At 75.8% G+C, this 18,920-nt stretch carries 12 protein-coding genes; 6 read left to right on the top strand and 6 right to left on the bottom strand.

The window, feature by feature from the left end; all coding sequences use genetic code 11:
- The first annotated feature begins 9 nt into the window (after nucleotides 1–9).
- Entirely contained in the window at nucleotides 10–2,607 is a 2,598-nt protein-coding gene (gene lanKC / locus ACZ6EJ_RS20260) for a class III lanthionine synthetase LanKC (protein ID WP_469268835.1), read from the top strand.
- Here lanKC and ACZ6EJ_RS20265 read toward each other — a convergent pair.
- The 5 genes from ACZ6EJ_RS20265 to ACZ6EJ_RS20285 form a co-directional block, all read right to left on the bottom strand.
- Nucleotides 2,594–4,501: an AfsR/SARP family transcriptional regulator gene (locus ACZ6EJ_RS20265; RefSeq protein ID WP_469268837.1), complete on the bottom strand. Its 1,908-nt coding sequence runs from the start codon at nucleotides 4,499–4,501 to the stop codon at nucleotides 2,594–2,596. The two genes, lanKC and ACZ6EJ_RS20265, sit on opposite strands and share 14 nt — an antisense overlap.
- Nucleotides 4,502–4,807: 306 nt before the next feature.
- Nucleotides 4,808–7,729 (bottom strand): helix-turn-helix transcriptional regulator, encoded by a 2,922-nt coding sequence (locus tag ACZ6EJ_RS20270; RefSeq protein WP_469268839.1) that lies wholly within the window; start codon nucleotides 7,727–7,729, stop codon nucleotides 4,808–4,810.
- A 78-nt stretch (nucleotides 7,730–7,807) separates the two neighbouring features.
- A complete protein-coding gene (locus ACZ6EJ_RS20275) occupies nucleotides 7,808–8,005 on the bottom strand; it encodes a hypothetical protein (RefSeq protein WP_469268841.1) in 198 nt (65 codons plus the stop codon).
- A gap of 78 nt (nucleotides 8,006–8,083) precedes the next feature.
- Nucleotides 8,084–11,335, bottom strand: coding sequence for a type 2 lanthipeptide synthetase LanM family protein (locus ACZ6EJ_RS20280; protein WP_469268842.1), 3,252 nt, complete (start codon nucleotides 11,333–11,335; stop codon nucleotides 8,084–8,086).
- A 184-nt stretch (nucleotides 11,336–11,519) separates the two neighbouring features.
- Nucleotides 11,520–11,993 carry a nuclear transport factor 2 family protein gene (locus ACZ6EJ_RS20285; protein ID WP_469268843.1) on the bottom strand — a complete coding sequence of 158 codons (474 nt, stop codon included), beginning with the start codon at nucleotides 11,991–11,993 and terminating at the stop codon, nucleotides 11,520–11,522.
- A 347-nt stretch (nucleotides 11,994–12,340) separates the two neighbouring features.
- On the opposite strand from ACZ6EJ_RS20285, the gene ACZ6EJ_RS20290 reads away from it, so the two are divergent.
- The 5 genes from ACZ6EJ_RS20290 (at nucleotide 12,341) to ACZ6EJ_RS20310 (ending at nucleotide 17,477) form a co-directional block, all read left to right on the top strand.
- A complete protein-coding gene (locus ACZ6EJ_RS20290) occupies nucleotides 12,341–12,607 on the top strand; it encodes a hypothetical protein (RefSeq protein ID WP_469268845.1) in 267 nt (88 codons plus the stop codon).
- Nucleotides 12,608–12,673: 66 nt separating this feature from the next.
- Complete coding sequence (locus tag ACZ6EJ_RS20295) at nucleotides 12,674–13,126, top strand: hypothetical protein (protein ID WP_469268847.1); 453 nt, start codon at nucleotides 12,674–12,676, stop codon at nucleotides 13,124–13,126.
- Nucleotides 13,127–13,403: 277 nt separating this feature from the next.
- Entirely contained in the window at nucleotides 13,404–13,541 is a 138-nt protein-coding gene (locus tag ACZ6EJ_RS20300) for a hypothetical protein (RefSeq protein WP_469268849.1), read from the top strand.
- Between the two features lie 173 nt (nucleotides 13,542–13,714).
- Complete coding sequence (gene recD2 / locus ACZ6EJ_RS20305) at nucleotides 13,715–15,964, top strand: SF1B family DNA helicase RecD2 (RefSeq protein WP_469268850.1); 2,250 nt, start codon at nucleotides 13,715–13,717, stop codon at nucleotides 15,962–15,964.
- 214 nt (nucleotides 15,965–16,178) lie between these two features.
- Nucleotides 16,179–17,477, top strand: coding sequence for a citrate synthase (locus ACZ6EJ_RS20310; RefSeq protein WP_469268851.1), 1,299 nt, complete (start codon nucleotides 16,179–16,181; stop codon nucleotides 17,475–17,477).
- 584 nt (nucleotides 17,478–18,061) lie between these two features.
- On the opposite strand, the gene ACZ6EJ_RS20315 is transcribed toward ACZ6EJ_RS20310, so the two are convergent.
- Nucleotides 18,062–18,920, bottom strand: an 859-nt coding sequence (locus tag ACZ6EJ_RS20315; RefSeq protein WP_469268852.1) for an HAD-IC family P-type ATPase, incomplete at its 5' end; no start/stop codon positions are given.

Consider the following 18,920-nt stretch of genomic DNA (forward strand, 5'->3'; position numbering starts at 1 on the left):
AGGTACGCCGTGCCCGGCATCCAGCAGACCCAGCTCTACTGCCTCGCGGACCGCACGTACTACGACACCCCGGCCCGGCTGCGGGACGAGGAGACCCGGTACCCGCTGGACTGCGCCCCGCCGCCCACGGGTTGGCGCCGGGTGCCGGGCGGCCTGTGGACCTCGATGGTCCCCGAGGACGGCGAACCGGCCGAGCAGGGGTGGAAGATCCACGTCTCCACCGTCCCCGAGGAGGCGGACGCCACCCTGCGCGACACCGTCCGCGTCTGCCTCGCCCACGGGGTGCCGTTCAAGTTCCTCCGCAGCGAGCAGGCGCTCCTGCTGATGTCCGGCAAGTACATGTCCCGCTCCGGCGCGGGGAAGTTCCTCACGCTCTACCCCCGCGACGAGACCGCCTTCCTGCGGGTGCTCGACGAGCTGGTCCCGGCCCTGCGCGGCCGCCGGGGCCCGTACATCCTCAGCGACCTGCGGATCGGCGACAGCCCGGTGCACGTCCGGTACGGGGCGTTCGTCGCCCGCTGGTGCCGGGACGCGGACGGCGAGCGGGTCCCCGCCCTGCGCCACCCCTCGGGCGCCCTGGTGCCCGACGAGCGCGGGGTGGTGTTCCGCGTCCCCGCGTGGGTCGCCGTCCCCGAGGAGCTGCGCCCGCACCTCGCAGCCCGCGCCGCCGCCGGGGACGCGGCCTTCCCCTACACCGTCACCGAGGCCCTCCAGTTCTCCAACGCGGGCGGCATCTACCTGGCCCGGCACCGGGAGACCGGCCGGCGGGTGGTGCTCCGCGAGGCCCGGCCGCACTGCGGACTCGACCCCGCAGGGGACGACGCGGTGACCCGGCTGCACCGCGAGCACCGGGCGCTGACCGCGCTGGCCGGGCTGGACTGCGTGCCGCGGGTGTACGGGGTGACGACCGTCTGGCAGCACCACTTCCTGATCGAGGAGCACATCGAGGGCGCCACCCTCCTGGAGGAGGTCGTCGCCCGCTTCGCCCTGGTCCGCGGGGCGGGCACGGCCGCCGAACTCGCCCCGTACACCGCCTGGGTGGACTCCGTGACCGGGCAGCTCGCCCGTGCGCTGGCCGCCGTGCACGGGCGGGGCCTGCGCTTCGGCGACCTGCACCCCAACAACGTCATCGTCCGCCCCGACGGCCGCGTGGCCCTCATCGACTTCGAGTACGCCACCGGCCTCGACGACCCGGACACCCCGCTGGCCGGCGCGCCGGGCCTCCAGGCGCCCGCCGGGACCCCCGGAGCCGAGGCCGACGCCTACGCGCTGTGGGCGACCTGGCTCTCCATGCTGATGCCGCTCATGGAGATGGCCGGGCACGACCGTGCCAAGGCCCTGACGCTGGAGGGCTGGGCGCGCCGGAGGTACGGCCTGGCGCCCGACGCGGGGCCCCGCCGCCCCACCGCGCTGCCGCGCACCGCGGGGGGCCCGCACGACCGCGAGCGCGAGATCGCCGCCCTCCTCGACGGCCCCGCCCCCGACTGGGCGCGCCTGCGCACCCGGCTCCTCGCCGGAATCCACGCGGGCGCGACGCCCGAGCGCCGCGACCGGCTCTTCCCCGGCGACCCGCAAGCCTTCGCCACCGGCGGCACGGACCTGGCGCACGGGGCCGCCGGCGTCCTGTACGCCCTGCACCGCGTGGGCGCGCCGGTGCCGGACGCCTGGACGGACTGGCTGGTGGAGGCGGCCCGCCGCCGCGATCCGGCCGCGCCCGGCGGCCTGTACGACGGACTGCCGGGCGCGGCGGTGGCGCTGACGCTGCTGGGCCGCCCCGAGGAGGGCCGGGAGCTGTTCGCGCGGGCCGCCGAAGCCCAGCACCCCGCCGCCTCCGCCGACCTCCTGACCGGGCGCGCGGGCACGGCGCTGGCCGCGCTCCGGCTGGCGGCGGCCGGAGCGTCCGCCCCCGACCCGGAGCTGGTGGACCTGGCCCTGCGGACCGCCTGGGACCTCGACTGCCTGGTCCGGGGCGAAGCGGGGGCGGGCGGCGGCATCGCGGCCCCGCCCTCCGCGGGGCTGCTGCGCGGGCTGAGCGGCGTCGCCCTGCTCCACCTCGAACTGCACGCGCTCACCGGCGAGGCGTGGCTGCTGCGCGCCGCCCGCACCGCCCTGGACCGGGACTCCGGCCACTGCGTGGCCCTGCCCGACGGCACCGTCCAGGTCAAGGACGGCCGCCGCCACCTGCTCTACCTCGACCAGGGCAGCGGCGGGTTCGCCCTGGTCGCCCGCGCCTACCTCGCCCGGCGCGAGGCGCCGGCGCTGGCGGCGCTGCTGCCCGGCGTGCACCGGGGCTGCACCAACGAGTTCGTCCGGGAGCCGGGGCTGTTCACCGGCCGGGCCGGACTCGTCGCCGCCGCACGCCAGTTGGAGGACGGCCCGACCGGGGCAGGGGTCCTCGCCTCCCTGCGCAACCTGTCCTGGCACCTCATCGCCCGCGAGGACCACCTGCTCGTGCCCGGCGCGCGGCTGCGGCGCTGCTCCGCCGACCTGGCCACCGGGGCGGCCGGGCTGCTGCTGGCCCTGTACTTCCTGGCCGCCGCCGACGCCCCCGATACGGGCGCGGACGGGCGGCGGCCCGACCTGCTGAAGCTGCTCACCCTGGGATGAGCGGACCGGCCGCCGCGCCCACCGGCTCCGCGACGCCCCGCTCGCGGGCGTACAAACAGAGCAGGCGCGGCACCTCGTACAGCGCGGCGTGCGCGGTGACCTCCCCGGCGGGCGAGGTCACCGCACCGGCCCCGATCAGCGACTCGACGGCCCGGATCGCCGCCCGCTCGCCGCACTCCAGCGCCGCCGCCGCCCGGTCCAGGGTGAAGCCGCCGGCCTCGGCGAGCCCCGCCAGCCGCCCCAGCGCCGACCGGTCGCCTTCGGCCAGATCCCGCCAGCCGGACGCGATCCGCTCCCGTACGGAGACGTCTCCGGCCACCAGCTCGTCCAGCGCGCACGACGGGTCGTCGAGCCGGGCGGCGTACTCCGCCAGCGGCAGGTGCCGCAGCACCGCCAGCCGCATCCCGCTCACCCCCACGGCGAGCGGCAGCGCCCCGCAGGCCCGGACGATCCGTGCCGCCGCCGCCGGGTCGGTGCGCAGCCGTCCGGCCCCGATCAGCCTCCCCAGCAGCTCCAGCGCCTCGCCGTCCGCCAGCGCGGACAGGGCGATCCGGTGGACCGGGGCCAGCCCGGCCAACTGCCCCCGCGCGGTGACCACCACCGCGCACGCGCCCGACCGGGGCAGCAGGCCGCGCACGGACCCCTCGTCCGGCACGTCGTCCAGCACGACCAGCGCCCGGTGCCGCGCCAGCCACCCCTGCCAGGCGTCCGCCAGCGCCGCCGTCCCGGCCCCCGTCCGGTCCGACGCCGGGCCCGCGTCCCCGCTCACGTCCGGGTACGGGTCCGCTGGGCCGCCCGGCGTCCGTACGCCGCACAGCCGCACCAACTCGGCCAGCACCTCGGCCCGGTCGCGCGCCGTGCCGTCCTCCCGCCGCACCCGGACGTGCACGCGGCCGTCGGGGAAGCCGTCCGCGAGCAGATGCGCCGCCCGGACGGCCAGCGCCGTCTTCCCGGCCCCCGCCGGGCCCGAGACGACCACCACGCGCGCGTCGTCACCGCCCGACACGTCCAGCAGATCCCGCAGTTCGTCGCGGCGGCCGGTGAAGGCGCCGGTGTCGGCGGGCAGCGCCACCGTGCTCGCCCGCTCGCGGGCGGCGGGCCGGCGGGCCGCACGCCCCCGCCCGAGGACCGTGCGGTACAGCTCCGCCATCGCCGGGCTCGGGTCCAGGCCCAGCTCACGGGCCATCGACTGCCGGTAGTCGTCGTAGACCGCCAGCGCCTCGGCCTGCCGGCCCGACTGGTGCAGGGCGTTCATCCAGGCGGCCCGGAGCCGCTCCCGCAGCGGATGGCGCTCCACCAGGTCCCGCAGCCCGTCCGCGGCGACGGCGGCCCGGCCCAGCTCGATCTCGGTCTCCGCCCAGTCCTCGAACACGGTCAGACAGCGGGCCTCCAGGCGGTCGGCCTCCTCCGCCACCCCGGCGGAGTCCCGCAGGTCGTGCAGCGGCGGCCCCTGCCACAGGTCCAGCGCCTCGCGGAGCAGCCGCGCGGCGCCGCGGAGGTCGCCCCGCCCGGCCGCCGCCCGCCCGGCCCGCGCCAGGGCCGCGAAGCGCAGGGTGTCCAGCTCGCTCTCGCCGACGCGCAGGAGGTAGCCCCCGCAGCCGTGCACCACCCGGTCGCGGTCGCCCCCGGCGGGGCCGAGGAGCGTACGGGTGGCGCTGACGTACACCTGGAGGTTCTTGCGCGCGGTGCGGGGCGGGTCCTCCGGCCACACCGCGTCCGTCAACACGTCCACGGGCACCGGTGTGTTGGGGCGCGTGAGGAGGGTGGCGAGGACGAGGCGCTGCTTGCGCGGGCCGAGCGGCAGCTCACGGCCGTCCACATGGGCGGTGAGCGGGCCGAGGAGGGAGAAGCGCATCGCGCCGGGGGCGCCGGCGCGGAGGGGAGGTCGGGTCATCAGCGGGCCTCCGGAAACGGGGACGGGCGGCGGACTGCCGGACGCGCACCCCGATCCTGCTGCCGCGGCGCCCCCACCGCATCGGGGCTCCGCCCGCATTTTCCGCCCGCCCACCCGACCGAAACGGCCCGACGCCCCCATGTTGGCCGCCCCACCCGCGCCCGGTGGCCGCGGGACGCCCGACGCGGGGGCACGTCCAGCCGTGCCCGATCAGCGTGCTCCCGGCGGGGGGCGGGCACCCCCTGCGCCGGGCGGCCCCCCGGCGCGGGGCTCTCCCCGGTCGGGCCCGCGTGTACGGACCCCCGCTCAGACCGGATCGGTCGCGCACTCCGCGGCGAACTCGCACAGTGCCGCCCGGTCCGTGCGCCCCGTCTTGTTCAGCAGGCTGGCCATGTGCTTCTCCACCGTGCGGGGCGAGATGGACAGCCGCCGCGCGATCTGCTGGTTGCCGGGCCGCTCGGGCAGCAGCACGAACACCTCGTACTCGCGCGGCGTCACCCCGCTCGTCCGCAGCGGCGGCGGAATCCGGTCCCACCCGCCCCGGTGCTGGGTCACGCTCGCGCCCGCCTGCCGCAGCGCCGCCCGGCACGCGGAGGCGACCGGTTGGACCCCGGCCCCGTAGAAGAACTCCTCGGCCGTCCGCAGCCACGCCACCGGCTCGCCCCACCCGTCCGTCCGGGCCGGGCCCGCGACCAGCCGCAGACCGAGGTGGCGGGCGACCGGGAAGGGGGCGGCCGACGCGTCGAAGGACGCCACCAGGCGCGCGGCCCCCGCCCGGTCCCCCGCCCGGCCCAGCAGCACCGCCTCGGCCAGCTCCAGGAACTGCCGGTTCCACGCCAGGCACGCCCCCGGAGCCGCCCGCACCAGCGCCAGTTCGGCCCGGTCCGCCTCGCCCGCCAGGACCCGCAGCAGCGGGCGCAGCCCGTACCGGCCGCTCAGGTAGAAGTAGCTCGGGTGGGCCGACTCCCAGGCCAGCGCGGCGTCCAGGTCCGCCAGCGCCCGGTCCCGGTCCTCCTCCAGGAGCGCCCCGAACGCCCGGCACAGCCCCGACTGGAGCGGCGCCAGCAGCGACTGCTCCCCGCCGGCCCGCCGGAACGCGGCCAGCGCCCGGTCCATGTCGCGCCGCCGCCCTTGGTGCGCGGCCATCGTCGCCCCGGCCAGCAGCAGATAGCGGTGGGCGGACAGGTTGCCGACCCGCGCGCTCGCCTCCGCCGAGCGGTCGATGATCTCCCGCGCCTCGTCCCACCGCGCGCGCATCACCGCGTTCATCGCGAGCAGCCCGTCCACCGTGCGGGTCAGCAGCAGCGCGCCCAGCCCGGTGGCCGCCTCCCGCGCGAAGAGCAGCCGGGACGCGTCCCCGGTCCGCATGAACGCGTTCGCCCCCAGCCGCACCAGCGCCTCCACCCGCCATACGGGCAGGGCGTGTTCGGTGGAGAGCGACAGCATCCGCTCCAGGGCGGCGTCCGCCGCGTCGAACCCCCGCTCCCGCAGGAGCAGCGCCAGCAACTGCCAGGCCTGGCACGCGACGACGGGCAGCCCCTCGGCCTCCGCGGTCTCCGCGGCCTCCCGCACCGACCGCACCGCCTCCGCCGGGTCCCGGCGGGCCTGTCCGTGGCCGGGGAGCAGCGCCAGATGGCCCTCCACCACGACGAGAGCGGCCCGCCGACCGGGTAACGGCGACGGGCCGAGCAGGGCGCGGGCGGCCTCGACCTGGCGCGCCGCGTCGGCGGCCCGCTCCGCCATCACCGCCGTCCAGGCGAGCTTGACGTGGACCTCGCCGCGCCGGGCGGCTGCCTCGGAACGCGCCGGGACCGGGGGCAGCGTGCCCGCCAGCGCCAGGGCGGCGTCCAGATCACCGCTCTCGGCACGGGCGACCGCCAACGACTCCGCGACGGCGGCCCGGTCGGCATCGGCGGCCAGGGGGTGCGCCCGCTCCAGCAGCACCACGGCGGAACCGTGCGCCCCCGAAGCGAGCATCCGTCTGCCCGCCTCCGCGAACTGGAGCGCGGCCCCCGCCCGGTCGCCCGCGGCCAACCGCAGCGCGGCGACGAGCTGCCGCCCGTCCTCGTCCAGCGGCAGCCCGGAGTCCTCGATCGCCCCGGCGGCGCGCCGGGCCAGGGACGCCCGCTCGGCCGGAGCGAGCGAGGAGACCAGCGCCTCCGCGGTCAGCGAGTGGCGGAAGGCGTAGCGGTCGGGGGCCGCGCCGTCCGGGGCGATCACCCCCGCCTCCACGGCGGACCGCAGATGGGTGAACAGGGCCCGGTCCTCGAAACCGGTGACGCTCTGGAGCACGGTCACCGAGAACTGGCCGCCCAGCGTGGCCGCCGCCAGCAACAGGTCGCGCACCGGCTCGTCGAGGCGGTCCAGCCGGCGGGCCCAACTGCGCACGATGTCCGAGGGGACCGGCCCGCCCGGCTGCTCCGCCGCCGCCCACCCGCCGTCCGCCCGCCGCAGCCGGCCGGTGTCGAGGAGGTCCGCCAGCAGGACCTCCAGCAGGTACGGGTTGCCCCCCGCGCGGTCCGCCAACTGCCGGTGCACGGCCTCGGGTATCTCCTCGGGGCGCGTCTCCAGGCACGCCCCGGTCAGCGCCCGCATCGGCGCGCCGCCGAGCGGGCCCATCTCGCGGACCTGCGCGCAGTGGCGGCGGTCGGCGGAGCGCACGAGGTCCAGGGCGGGCCCCGGCTCGGGGCGCAGGGCGCCCACCAGCAGGATCGGCAGGTCGGCCAGGTTGTCGATGACGTACTCGACGACCGCGACGGTCTCCGTGTCGCAGTCGTGCAGGTCCTCCAGCAGGATCGCGCAACCGGCCTCCCGGCCCAGCACGGACAGCAGCCTCAGCAGGGCCTCGGCCAGCTCCACGACCGTCTCCGGATAGTCCGGCGCGCCGGGCACGCGCCACTCCGGGACCAGCCGGGCGAGCGCCGGGTGATAGGGCGCCAGCTCAGGGTCGTCCGGGGTGCCGGCCGCCCGGAAGCGGGAGGCGAGCGCTTCCGCCAGCGGGCGGAAGGGCACCACGAGACCGGTCGACGTGGCCCGGCCGCGCAGCACCGGCATCCCCAACCCGTAGGCGCGGTAAGCGCATTCGCCGACGAGCCGGGACTTGCCGATGCCGGCTTCCCCGAGGAGGAACAGCGCGCGCCCCGAACGCCGACCCACGGCGTCCAGGGCGCTGCTCAGCAGACCGATCTCCTCGTCCCGCCCGACGATGACCGGCGAAGTGGCTCGCATGGCCGCAGGCTACTGGAGCCGTGTCCCCCGCGGCAGTGGCTCATTCCGTCGCCCTCGCGGCGCGGTGGCCGGATACCGTCAGAACGGGGCCGTCATGGTGGTCCACGGCAGGTCGTGGCTGAAACCGATCTCGCCCTCCGAGACGCTGAGAAGTCTGCTGCGGGCCCCCAGTCCTCCGGTGGAGCCGAGCGTGATCTGCCCGGCCGGGTGCTCGGGGGCGCCCTCGTGCGCGGTGGCGGCGGACATCTGCGTGGCCGTTTCGCTGTACTGCGTCATCTCTGCCTCATCCTCTGGTGGGTGGTCGCCGACGGCGCCGGGGCGGAGGGGTCCGTCCCCGGAGGAGAGCGGTGGTGATCAGGGTGGACGGTGGTCGGGGTCGGTGGTGCCGGTCAGGGGGGTCGAGGGCCGCAGGAGCAGGGCGGAGCCGATCCGGTCGGGGAACCCGGCCCGCAGCAGCCCGTGCCCGATGCCGGACAACCCGGTGAGCAGTCCAGGATGCGGTACGCGGCCGGGCGTCCCGCACTGCGGCCCGCCCCGGTCGGCGGCGGCCAGCAGGGTCCCGGCCCGGCGCACCCACGCGGCCCGCGCGGCGGGCAGGGCGTCATGGCCGAGAAGTTCCAGCAGCCCCAACTCGCCGTGGCACAGGGAGTCGTTGGCGAGCGGTGGGTTGTCGGCCAGTGCGCCGGCGCGGGCCGCCAGCCAGGTGGCCAGTTCCGCGTCCGCGACGGCGTGGGGGCTGTCCGCGACGGCGAGCGCGACACCGGCCGCGCCGTCGCACCACGCGGGCCCGCCCCCGGCGTCCGCGTCCGCGCGGCGGCCACCGGGACCGCTGAGACCGCTCGCCGCCCCGGCGTCCGCAGGGCGGCCCCCGGCCCGGTCCGCGCCCCCGCCGTCCGTGGCCCGGTCCATGCCCCCGCCGTCCGCCCCGCGGTCCGCGCCCCCGTCTCCGCCCCCGGCGGTCGCGCGGCGCAGGGCGTGCAGCCCGGCAGCGCGGAAACGGGCCCCGTCGCGGTCCCCGTCGCCGCCCCCGTCCCCGTCGCCGCCCCCGTCCCCGGCGTCCGCGCGGGCCTCCGCGAAGCGCAGCAGCGCCCAGCCGATCCCGGCCGCCCCGTCGGCGAAGCCCGCGCCCGCCGGGAGCGGGGCGGCGGCGATCCGCTCGGCGCAGCGCTCCGCCCCCCGCCACGCCTCCGCCCGGCCGGTGGCGCGGTGCACCGCGAGCAGGGACACCAGCCCGCCCGCCGCACCGCCGCGCACCCCGTGCCCGGCCTCCGCCGAACCCGCCGCGCAGCACAGCCGGGTGGCCGGTCCGGCCCAGTCCAGCACCTCGCCGTCGCCCAGCAGGGACCCCACCTCGGTCAGCGCGTACGCGATGCCGCCCAGACCCGCGAACGCCCCCGAGCCCAGCGCCCCCAGCTCGTCCGCCCGCCCGTGCAGCGCGTCCAGCAGCGCGGGCACGGGCGCCAGGGCCTCGCGCGCCGCCTCCGCGTAGCGCGGGGCCCCGGTCAGGGCGGCCAACTGCGCCAGGAAGAGCGCGGGCCCGGTGTAGCCGCCCGCGAGGTCCGCCGCCATCGGCGCGAGCCGCCAGTAGCGCTCGCCGAGCAGCTCCAGGCCGATCCAGTTGGTGCGCCCGCCGCGCCGGTAGGCCAGGGAGACGAGCTGGTCGCCCACCGACCGCGCGGCGGACAGCAGCCGCTCGGGCTCCGGCGCGGTCGCCGCGCTCCGCGCCCGGTCGCCCGCGCCCGCCCGGTGCGCCGGTTCGGGGGAGGTGCTGACCATCGCGGCCCGGATGATCCGCTCCTGGTCCTGCCGGTCCACGGTGTCCATGGCGCGCACCTTCGCCTCGACGCGCGCCAGGGCGGTGGGGCCCGTACCGCCGTCCGCCGGGCCCGCGACCGTACGGCCGGGGCCGCCGCGCAGTTCCGTGCCGCCCGGCCGGGTGGTGAAGACCGGCACATCGCCGGCCCACAGCTCGGCGATCTCCTCGTCCTCCAGGCCGGGCAGCGCGGGCACGCCGAGGAGGGGGGTCCGCAGCAGCGACAGCACCCGGTGCCGTTCGGCGGCGTCCCGCATCAGCTCGGGGTGGGTCGACTCGTCGAGCAGCGTCGTGTACGTCCAGGTCGGCCGCGGCACGACGCGGACCTCGTCCTCGGCGAAGAGGCGCAACAGCCCGCGCGGGCCCAGCAGTTCGTCGCGGTGCTCGCGGATCGCCGTGTATCCGGCGCGGAAGCCGTCGCACAGGGCGTCGGTGTACGCGGACGGGTCGGCCGGCGCCCCGTCGAGCCGGGGCCGGTTGGCCGACTCCGTGAACCGGCCCGCCCGGCGCACCAGCCGCATACCGTCCGTCCCCGCGCCCGCCCAGTCGGCGGTCTCGATGGGGGAGGACGCGGCCCGGCCGCCGCCGATGGCGGACATGTCCAGCGCGCTCGTGTCCCCGACCAGCAACTGCGGGAGCAGCCCGACCCGGTGGACCGAGTCGTGCAGGGCGCGGGCGGCCGGGTCGGCGGAGCGGGCGGGGCCCAGCGGCGGGTGGAAGAGGGTCTCCACGTCGACCAGGACCGGGTCGGGGCCGCAGGCGATCAGGTTCTCGTGGTGCAGGTCCGTGCCGTCCAGCGCGTGCAGCAGGGCCAGCAGCGCGCCCTGCCGCCGGTAGAACTGCCGGGTCTGCGCCGCCGAGCCGCAGGGCCGCTCCTCGACGTGCTCGGCCCACCCGTAGCCGCCCCGGTCCAGCACCCGGATCACCCGCAGGCCGGGGGCGCCCGGCAGCGTGTTGAACCAGTCCGCCAGGGCGTTGAAGTGGCGGTGCGCGGCGAGCGGGCGCGGCTTGTAGACCAGCCGGGCGCCCCCGGCGAACCGCAGGATCATCACGGAGCGGCCCCCGCGGTGGCTGTCGCCCGCGCCGACCTCGACCCCGGCGAGCACCCCGGCCTCGGCGGACCCGCCGCCGAGCACCCCGGCCGGGCCGAGCAGGTCCCGGTCGGCGGCGAGCCGTACGGCCATCTCCGCGAACGCGTCGGCCGCGTTCAGGCAGGCCCGCGCCAGGATGCGGGCCAGCACCGGGTACGTGGTGGTGAGGGCCCCGAGGCCGTCGCGGCGGGCGGTCAGCCGTACGAAGTCCCGGAAGCGCGCCTCGGGCCCGTCGCCGCGCAACCGGCCGAGCCGCCGGGCCTCGTGCAGTTCCGTGACGAGCGTGCGCGCCGCGCTCCGGGCCAGCCGCCGGGTCAGGTGCGCCCGGAAGTCCGCGAGGACGGCGGCGGGCAGCCCGGCCGACGGCGCGGCGTCCCGCAGCCGTCCGACCGCCGCCTCCACGAAGGGCGCGACGACCGGTCCGAAGCCGCTGAGCCCCGGATACGCCTGGTCGGGGACCCGCACCTCGCACGGTGCGGCGGCGACGGCCGCCCGTACGAAGGCGGCCCAGTCGGGCTCGCCGGCGGGCCGCGCCCCGACGACGCCGGGCAGCCACCAGGGCTCGGCGGACGCGTCCGCGAAGGGGGAGGCGGCGACGGGAGCGGGACGGCGGGCGAAGGCGACGGCGGCGCCCGGCCCGTCGGCCCCGTCCGCGCCGGGGCGACCGCTCCGGGCTCTGTCGATCAGGTCCTTCTCCGCCATCGCGCCGCACCCCCTCCGCTCCGCGGCGGCCCGGTCGGCCCGCCCGCGTCCATGGTGGCGGGGAGGAGCACCGGGCACATGGGGGAGTCGCCCCCATCTTTCCGCCCCCGGCCGTCCCGTCGCCCCCACCCGCCGCACCACGGGCGGCGGGACAGGACGTCCGGGGCGGCGGCGGACGGTGCGGTCAGGACGGGGCGGGGCGGCCGAGTCGCACGGTCTCCCCGCCGAACGGCAGGTGCGCGACGCGGCGGGTGAGCAGCCAGACGCCCTCGACCCGGCGGAACGCGTCCGCGTAGTGGCCGACGTCGGCGGGGAGCGTCGGGGGCGCCATGCCGCCGGAGTAGCCGTCGACCCGGAACGTGGCGAAGTAGGAGGTGGCGGTGGCCGTCGAAGCGGAGTCCACGGTGACCAGGACGTTCGTGGACAGGCGGCGCGACAGCCGGTCGGCGGGGCGTGCACCGAAGTAGGCGCGGAGCGCCTCCCGCCCTTCCACCCTGCGGTGGTCGTGGGGCCACTCCCAGACCCCGTCCGGGGTGAAGAGGTCCGCGACGCTGCCGGGGTCTCCCAGGTCGAGGCGGTGCACGAACTCGATGATCAGGCGCTCGCAGGCGCGTTCGGCGAGGAGGCGTTCGATCGGGTCCAGCGCGTCCGTGGTCATCGTCCCTTGCTACCAGCCCGCCGCGGGGAGCCGCGACGGCTTTGCGGCGCGCCTGGCGCCCTCCGTGAGAGGCCGGCCGCGGCCGTCGGTAAAGAGATCGCAAAGCGTTGCAACCTTTGCGTACCCCGCCGGGTCACACAGGGCGTCGGGACTTCCGGGGAGGGGTCCGGGGGGACGGGAAGACCCGACGGTGGGGGAAAAGCGAGGGGGTCCGGCCGCGAGGCCGGACCCGTTCCGCTTTCCGGTGGCCCCCTCCGGCGCACCCGCCCGTGCCGGCGTGGACGACCCGCCGCCCCCGCGCGGCGAACGGGGTGACTGGGCGGGCCCTTCCGGGGTATCCGGCGCACATGGCCCTCATGAAGCGTGTAGCTCTCGCCCCTCGCGCTGTACGTCAGTTGAGGCGCGTCCGCTCGGTGTACCTCGCCGGGATGGCGCTCTCCTTCCTGGTCCTGGTCTTCCAGCGGGACGGCGGGACCGCCGGGCGGCAGGCGGGAATCGCCACGTTCCTGCTCCTGACGTTCGGCGCGCTGTTCGTGCTGACGGTCGTCCAGTTGTGGCGGCACACCCGGACCCGCCACTGCAGCACGGCGAAGAAGCTGACGCCGTCCGTCTGAGCCGGCTCCCCGACGCGGTCGGGCGGCGGTCGGCGGCCGGTTCGCCCCCTGGGCCATGATGGCGGCATGGGACACCGACACCTGCCGACCACCGAGTCCGCCGTCTCCGCGATCAGGGCGGTCGCGGGCGCGTACGGCCGCGGGATGGCCGTCACCGACGACATCGGCGCGGACCGGACCTCCCGCCGGACGGCGGCCGGGGCCTTCGCCGTCCTGGACCCGGACGGCTCGCTGCCGCACGAGGCCTTCGTCGAGCTGGACGGTTCCCCCGCCGTCACCGTGCGGGTCTTCCCCGAGGACGACGCCAGGATCACCGTGGACGACGTGGCGTTCGAGGACGTGCCTCGGGACGCGGTGCCGGCCTTCCTCTCCTCCGTGTACGGCGGAGAGGCCCACGTGAAGGGGAAGTTCTTCCCTCCGGGCCAGTGGCTGATCGTGCCGCTGCCCGGCGACGAGACGTACAGGGAGCTGATCCCGCACACCCTGCTGACCCCCTGGCTCGCCCGCGCCGTCCGCTGAACCCGGCGCGGCGGGGGCGCGGGCGGCAGCCCCGCCGCACGGGCCGCCGTCACCGTGAACGCGCGCCCGCCTCCGGCCGGTCGGGGTCCGCCGCGTCCTTCGCGGGCAGGCCCGGTCCGGCCGCCGACGGCACCGCGGCCACCGCGTCGACACGGCCGCGGGTGCGCGGCGAGGCGTCGAGGTGCGGCAGCCCCCCCCGCCACGACGAGGGCGACGAGCGGGCCGCCCGGAGATCCGGCCGCGCACGGGGGCGTTCTCCGGCCCGTACACGGAGCGGATGGCCGAGGCGACGGCGGCCGACCCGCCGCAGGAGATCGAGCGGTTCGAGGACCTCCTCGGCAGGCCGCGCTCGACCGTGGACGCCCCGCCGGCCGACGAGTGCCGCGACGGAGGGCCCGGCCCCCGCCCCCCGTGACGGGACTCGGGGGGCGGCGGGGCTGTCGGCGGGGCCCGGTAGCGTCGGGGCATGTCCAACATGGCCGTCCTCGAAGGGGTCCTGGAGCGGATCACATGGTGTTGACAAGTCGGTGATCGGGCTGGAGGGCGGGAGCCGCTCCCGCTGTCGGACCTGGCCGGTACCGTCGGATCATGTCCAGGCAAGAGGCAGAAGCGGACCGCCGATTGGCAACGTTGGAAGGCGTGCTGGAGCGGATCACCTACGCCAACGAGGAGAACGGGTACACCGTCGCCCGTGTCGACACCGGGCGCGGAGCCGGCGACCTCCTCACGGTCGTCGGCGCGCTCCTCGGCGCGCAGGTCGGCGAGTCGCTGCGGATGGAGGGACGCTGGGGCTCGCACTCCCAGTACGGCAAGCAGTTCACCGTCGAGAACTACACCACCGTGCTGCCCGCGACCGTCCAGGGCATCCGCCGCTACCTCGGCTCCGGGCTGATCAAGGGCATCGGGCCGGTGATGGCCGACCGGATCACCACCCACTTCGGCGCCGACACCCTGGACATCATCGAGAACGAGCCGAAGCGGCTCGTCGAGGTCCCCGGCCTCGGCCCCAAGCGCACGAAGATGATCGCGGCGGCCTGGGAGGAGCAGAAGGCGATCAAGGAGGTCATGGTCTTCCTCCAGGGCGTCGGCGTCTCCACCTCCATCGCCGTCCGCATCTACAAGAAGTACGCGGACGCCTCCATCTCCGTCGTGCGGAACCAGCCCTACCGGCTGGCCGCCGACGTCTGGGGCATCGGCTTCCTCACCGCCGACCGGATCGCCCAGGCGGTCGGCATCCCCCACGACAGCCCCGAACGGGTCAAGGCCGGCCTCCAGTACGCCCTGTCCCAGTCCTCCGACCAGGGCCACTGCTTCCTCCCGGAGGAACGGCTCATCGCGGACGGGGTCGAACTCCTCCAGGTCGACGCCGGGCTGGTCATCGACTGCCTGGCCGAGCTGGCCGCCGACCCCGAGGGCGTCGTACGGGAGAAGGTGCCGTCCCCCGAGGGCGGCGAGCCGGTCACCGCCGTCTACCTGGTGCCCTTCCACCGCGCCGAGCTGTCCCTGGCCGGGCAGGTGCGGCGGCTGCTGAACACGCCGGAGGACCGGATGCCGGCCTTCGCGGACGTGGACTGGGGCAGGGCGCTGGCCTGGCTCGCCACCCGTACGGGGGCCGCGCTCGCCCCCGAGCAGGAGCAGGCCGTACGGCTCGCGCTCACTCGCAAGGCGGCCGTCCTCACCGGCGGGCCCGGCTGCGGGAAGTCGTTCACCGTCCGGTCCATCGTCGAGCTGGCGCGGGCCAAGCGCGCCAAGGTCGTGCTGGCCGCGCCGACCGGCCGGGCCGCCAAGCGGCTCTCCGAGCTGACCGGGGCGGAGGCGTCCACCGTCCACCGGCTGCTGGAGCTGAAGCCGGGCGGCGACGCGGCCTTCGACCGGGACCGGCCGCTCGACGCGGACCTGGTCGTCGTCGACGAGGCGTCGATGCTCGACCTGCTGCTCGCCAACAAGCTCGTCAAGGCGGTGGCACCCGGTGCCCACCTCCTGCTCGTGGGCGACGTCGACCAGCTCCCCTCGGTCGGGGCGGGGGAGGTGCTGCGCGACCTCCTCGCCGACGGCAGCCCCGTCCCCTCCGTCCGGCTCACCCGCATCTTCCGCCAGGCCCAGCAGTCGGGAGTCGTCAGCAACGCCCACCGCATCAACGCCGGGCAGCCGCCGCTCACCGAGGGGCTGAGCGACTTCTTCCTCTTCGTGGCGGACGAGACGGAGGACGCGGGCGTGCTCGCCGTGGACGTCGCCGCCCGCCGCATCCCCGCCCGGTTCGGCCTCGACGCCCGCCGCGACGTGCAGGTCCTCGCCCCGATGCACCGGGGCCCCGCCGGAGCGGGCCACCTGAACGGACTGCTCCAGCAGGCCATCACCCCGGCCCGCCCCGACCTCCCCGAGAAGCGGTTCGGCGGCCGGGTCTTCCGGGTCGGCGACAAGGTCACCCAGATCCGCAACAACTACGACAAGGGCGAGAACGGCGTCTTCAACGGCACGGTCGGCGTCGTCACCGCCCTCGACGCGGACGAGCAGCGGCTGACCGTCCGCACCGACGAGGACGAGGAGGTCGGCTACGACTTCGACGAGCTGGACGAGCTGGCCCACGCGTACGCCATGACGATCCACCGCTCCCAGGGCAGCGAGTACCCGGCCGTCGTCATCCCCGTCACCACGAGTGCCTGGATGATGCTCCAGCGCAACCTCCTCTACACGGCCGTCACCCGCGCCAAGAAGCTCGTCGTGCTCGTCGGGTCGCGTAAGGCGATCGGCCAGGCGGTCCGCACGGTTTCCGCAGGCAGGCGCTGTACGGCACTGGATTTCCGGCTCCGGGGCGGTCGGAGCGAAGACCTCGCGTGACCCGCACCCGAAAATGATCGATCAAACCGGTGGGAAACATCACGCGGGTCTTCCGGAACCGCAGTCAAGGGGGCAGGATGGGCAAATTGGCGGCACTCAGTGCCGCCAGTAGGTCCAATGGACGACCCCGAGTGCACTCTCCTGAGCCGAATGGGGGAGGGTGGAGACAGTCAGGGCACCTCGAAGAAGAGGCACTACGTCGGTGAGGGATGACGTGAGCGAGCACACCAACAACGCTGTAGTACTGCGGTACGGCGATGACGAGTACACCTACCCGGTGATCGACAGCACCGTCGGCGACAAGGGCTTCGACATCGGGAAGCTCCGGGCCAACACCGGCCTGGTGACGCTGGACAGCGGGTACGGCAACACCGCCGCCTATAAATCCGCCATCACGTACCTCGACGGCGAGCAGGGCATCCTGCGCTACCGCGGATACCCGATCGAGCAGCTCGCCGAGCGCTCGTCGTTCCTCGAGGTCGCGTACACGCTGATCAACGGCGACCTGCCGAAGACCGACGAGCTGACGGCCTTCAAGAACGAGATCACCCAGCACACCCTGCTGCACGAGGACGTCAAGCGCTTCTTCGACGGCTTCCCGCGCGACGCCCACCCGATGGCGATGCTGTCCTCGGTCGTCAGCGCGCTGTCCACGTTCTACCAGGACAGCCACAACCCGTTCGACGAGGAGCAGCGCCACCTCTCGACGATCCGCCTGCTGGCGAAGCTCCCGACCATCGCGGCGTACGCGTACAAGAAGTCGATCGGGCACCCCTTCGTCTACCCGCGCAACGACCTCGGGTACGTCGAGAACTTCCTGCGCATGACCTTCTCGGTCCCCGCCCAGGAGTACGAGCTGGACCCGGTCGTCGTCTCGGCGCTGGACAAGCTGCTCATCCTGCACGCGGACCACGAGCAGAACTGCTCGACCTCCACCGTGCGCCTGGTCGGCTCCTCGCAGGCGAACATGTTCGCCTCGATCTCCGCCGGCATCTCGGCGCTGTGGGGCCCCCTGCACGGCGGCGCCAACCAGTCGGTGCTGGAGATGCTGGAAGGCATCCAGGCCAACGGCGGCGACGTCGACTCCTTCATCCGCAAGGTGAAGAACAAGGAGGACGGCGTCCGCCTGATGGGCTTCGGCCACCGGGTGTACAAGTCCTTCGACCCGCGCGCCAAGATCATCAAGGCCGCCGCCCACGACGTGCTGTCCGCGCTCGGCAAGTCCGACGAGCTGCTCGACATCGCGCTCAAGCTGGAGGAGCACGCGCTCTCCGACGAGTACTTCGTCTCGCGCAACCTCTACCCGAACGTGGACTTCTACACCGGCCTGATCTACCGGGCCATGGGCTTCCCGACCGAGATGTTCACCGTGCTCTTCGCGCTCGGCCGCCTTCCCGGCTGGATCGCCCAGTGGCACGAGATGATCAAGGAGCCCGGCTCCCGCATCGGCCGCCCGCGCCAGATCTACACCGGCGAGGTCCTGCGCGACTTCGTCCCGGCCGAGAGCCGCTGACCGGGTCCCGCGCCACCCGCCGTACCCGGCCTCTTCGGCCGACCTGCCTTCGCCCCGCGTACCGCGCTTCGCACCAGAGCGCGGTGTCCGGGGCGATTCGGCGTTCGGAGGGACGTGCGGCGCCGCGCCGTCGAGGGGGGCGGACTGGGCCTGCCGAAGCGCGTGGGGGCGCGCGGGCCGGGGCAGGGGCGTGCGTACGGGCTGGGGGCGCGCGTCTGGGGCGCGGGCGCGCGTCAGGGCCGGGGGAAGCGAGAAGCGCCCTGTCCGTCGATCCCCCCACGGGTCGACGGTCAGGGCGCTTCCCATATCCCGGAGCGGATTCCCCCCACGGGACCCGACCGGGCGTCTGCCGGGAGCCGAGGCCCCCGTTGTCCTGTTGTGCGGCGGTCCGCCGGGGAACGTACGCACGGGAGGGCCGCTCAAAGCTCCCCGGTGCACGTGCCCCGGCCAACGCTTGCCAGGAGCGTCCCCCAAGACACTCCATCGGACGTCCCCCAAGACATCCTTGGCATCGCACTCTAAGACTCATGAAGCCGCCGGATGGTTACCCCGCAAGGGATGTGATCTAGCTCTCGTTGTGGATGTTACGTGAAGGCGCGCAACCGCAGGCTGTTCGTGACGACGAAGACGGACGAGAACGCCATGGCGGCTCCGGCGATCATCGGATTGAGCAGGCCGGCCGCCGCCAGCGGCAAGGCCGCCACGTTGTAGCCGAAGGCCCAGAAGAGGTTGCCCTTGATCGTGGCCAGGGTGCGCCGGGAGAGGCGGATCGCGTCACCGGCCACCTTGAGATCTCCACGAACCAGAGTGAGATCGCTCGCCTCGATGGCCGCGTCCGTCCCGGTGCCCATCGCGAGTCCGAGGTCCGCGGCGGCGAGGGCGGCGGCGTCGTTGACCCCGTCGCCGACCATGGCGACGACCCGGCCCTCGGCCTGGAGGCGTTGGACCACGTCGACCTTGTCCTGCGGCAGGACCTCGGCGTGCACCTCGTCGATGCCGACCTCGGCCGCGACCGCCTCGGCCACGGCCCGGTTGTCGCCGGTGAGGAGGATCGGGGTCAGCCCGAGGGCGCGGAGTTCGGCCACCGCGTCCGCGCTGCCGTCCTTCACCGCGTCGGCCACCGCGAGCACGCCCAGCGCCTCGCCGTCGCGGGCCACGGCGACCGCGGTACGGCCCCGCCCCTCCTCCTCGGCCGCGGCCGCCGCCAGTTCGGGCGGGAGGGGGACGGACGCGTCGGCGAGGAGGCGGGGGCGTCCGACGAGGACGGCGTGGCCTTCGATGACGCCCTGCACTCCGAGGCCGGGGTGGTTGGCGAAGTCGTCGGGGGTGGGGAGGGGGTGGGTGGTTTCGGCGGCGGCGGTGGCGATGGCTTGGGCGATGGGGTGTTCGGAGGCGTTCTCCAGGGCTCCGGCGAGGCGGAGGGCGTCGGTGCGGGTGGTGGTG

This window comes from Streptomyces sp. NPDC041970 (genome assembly GCF_055588985.1).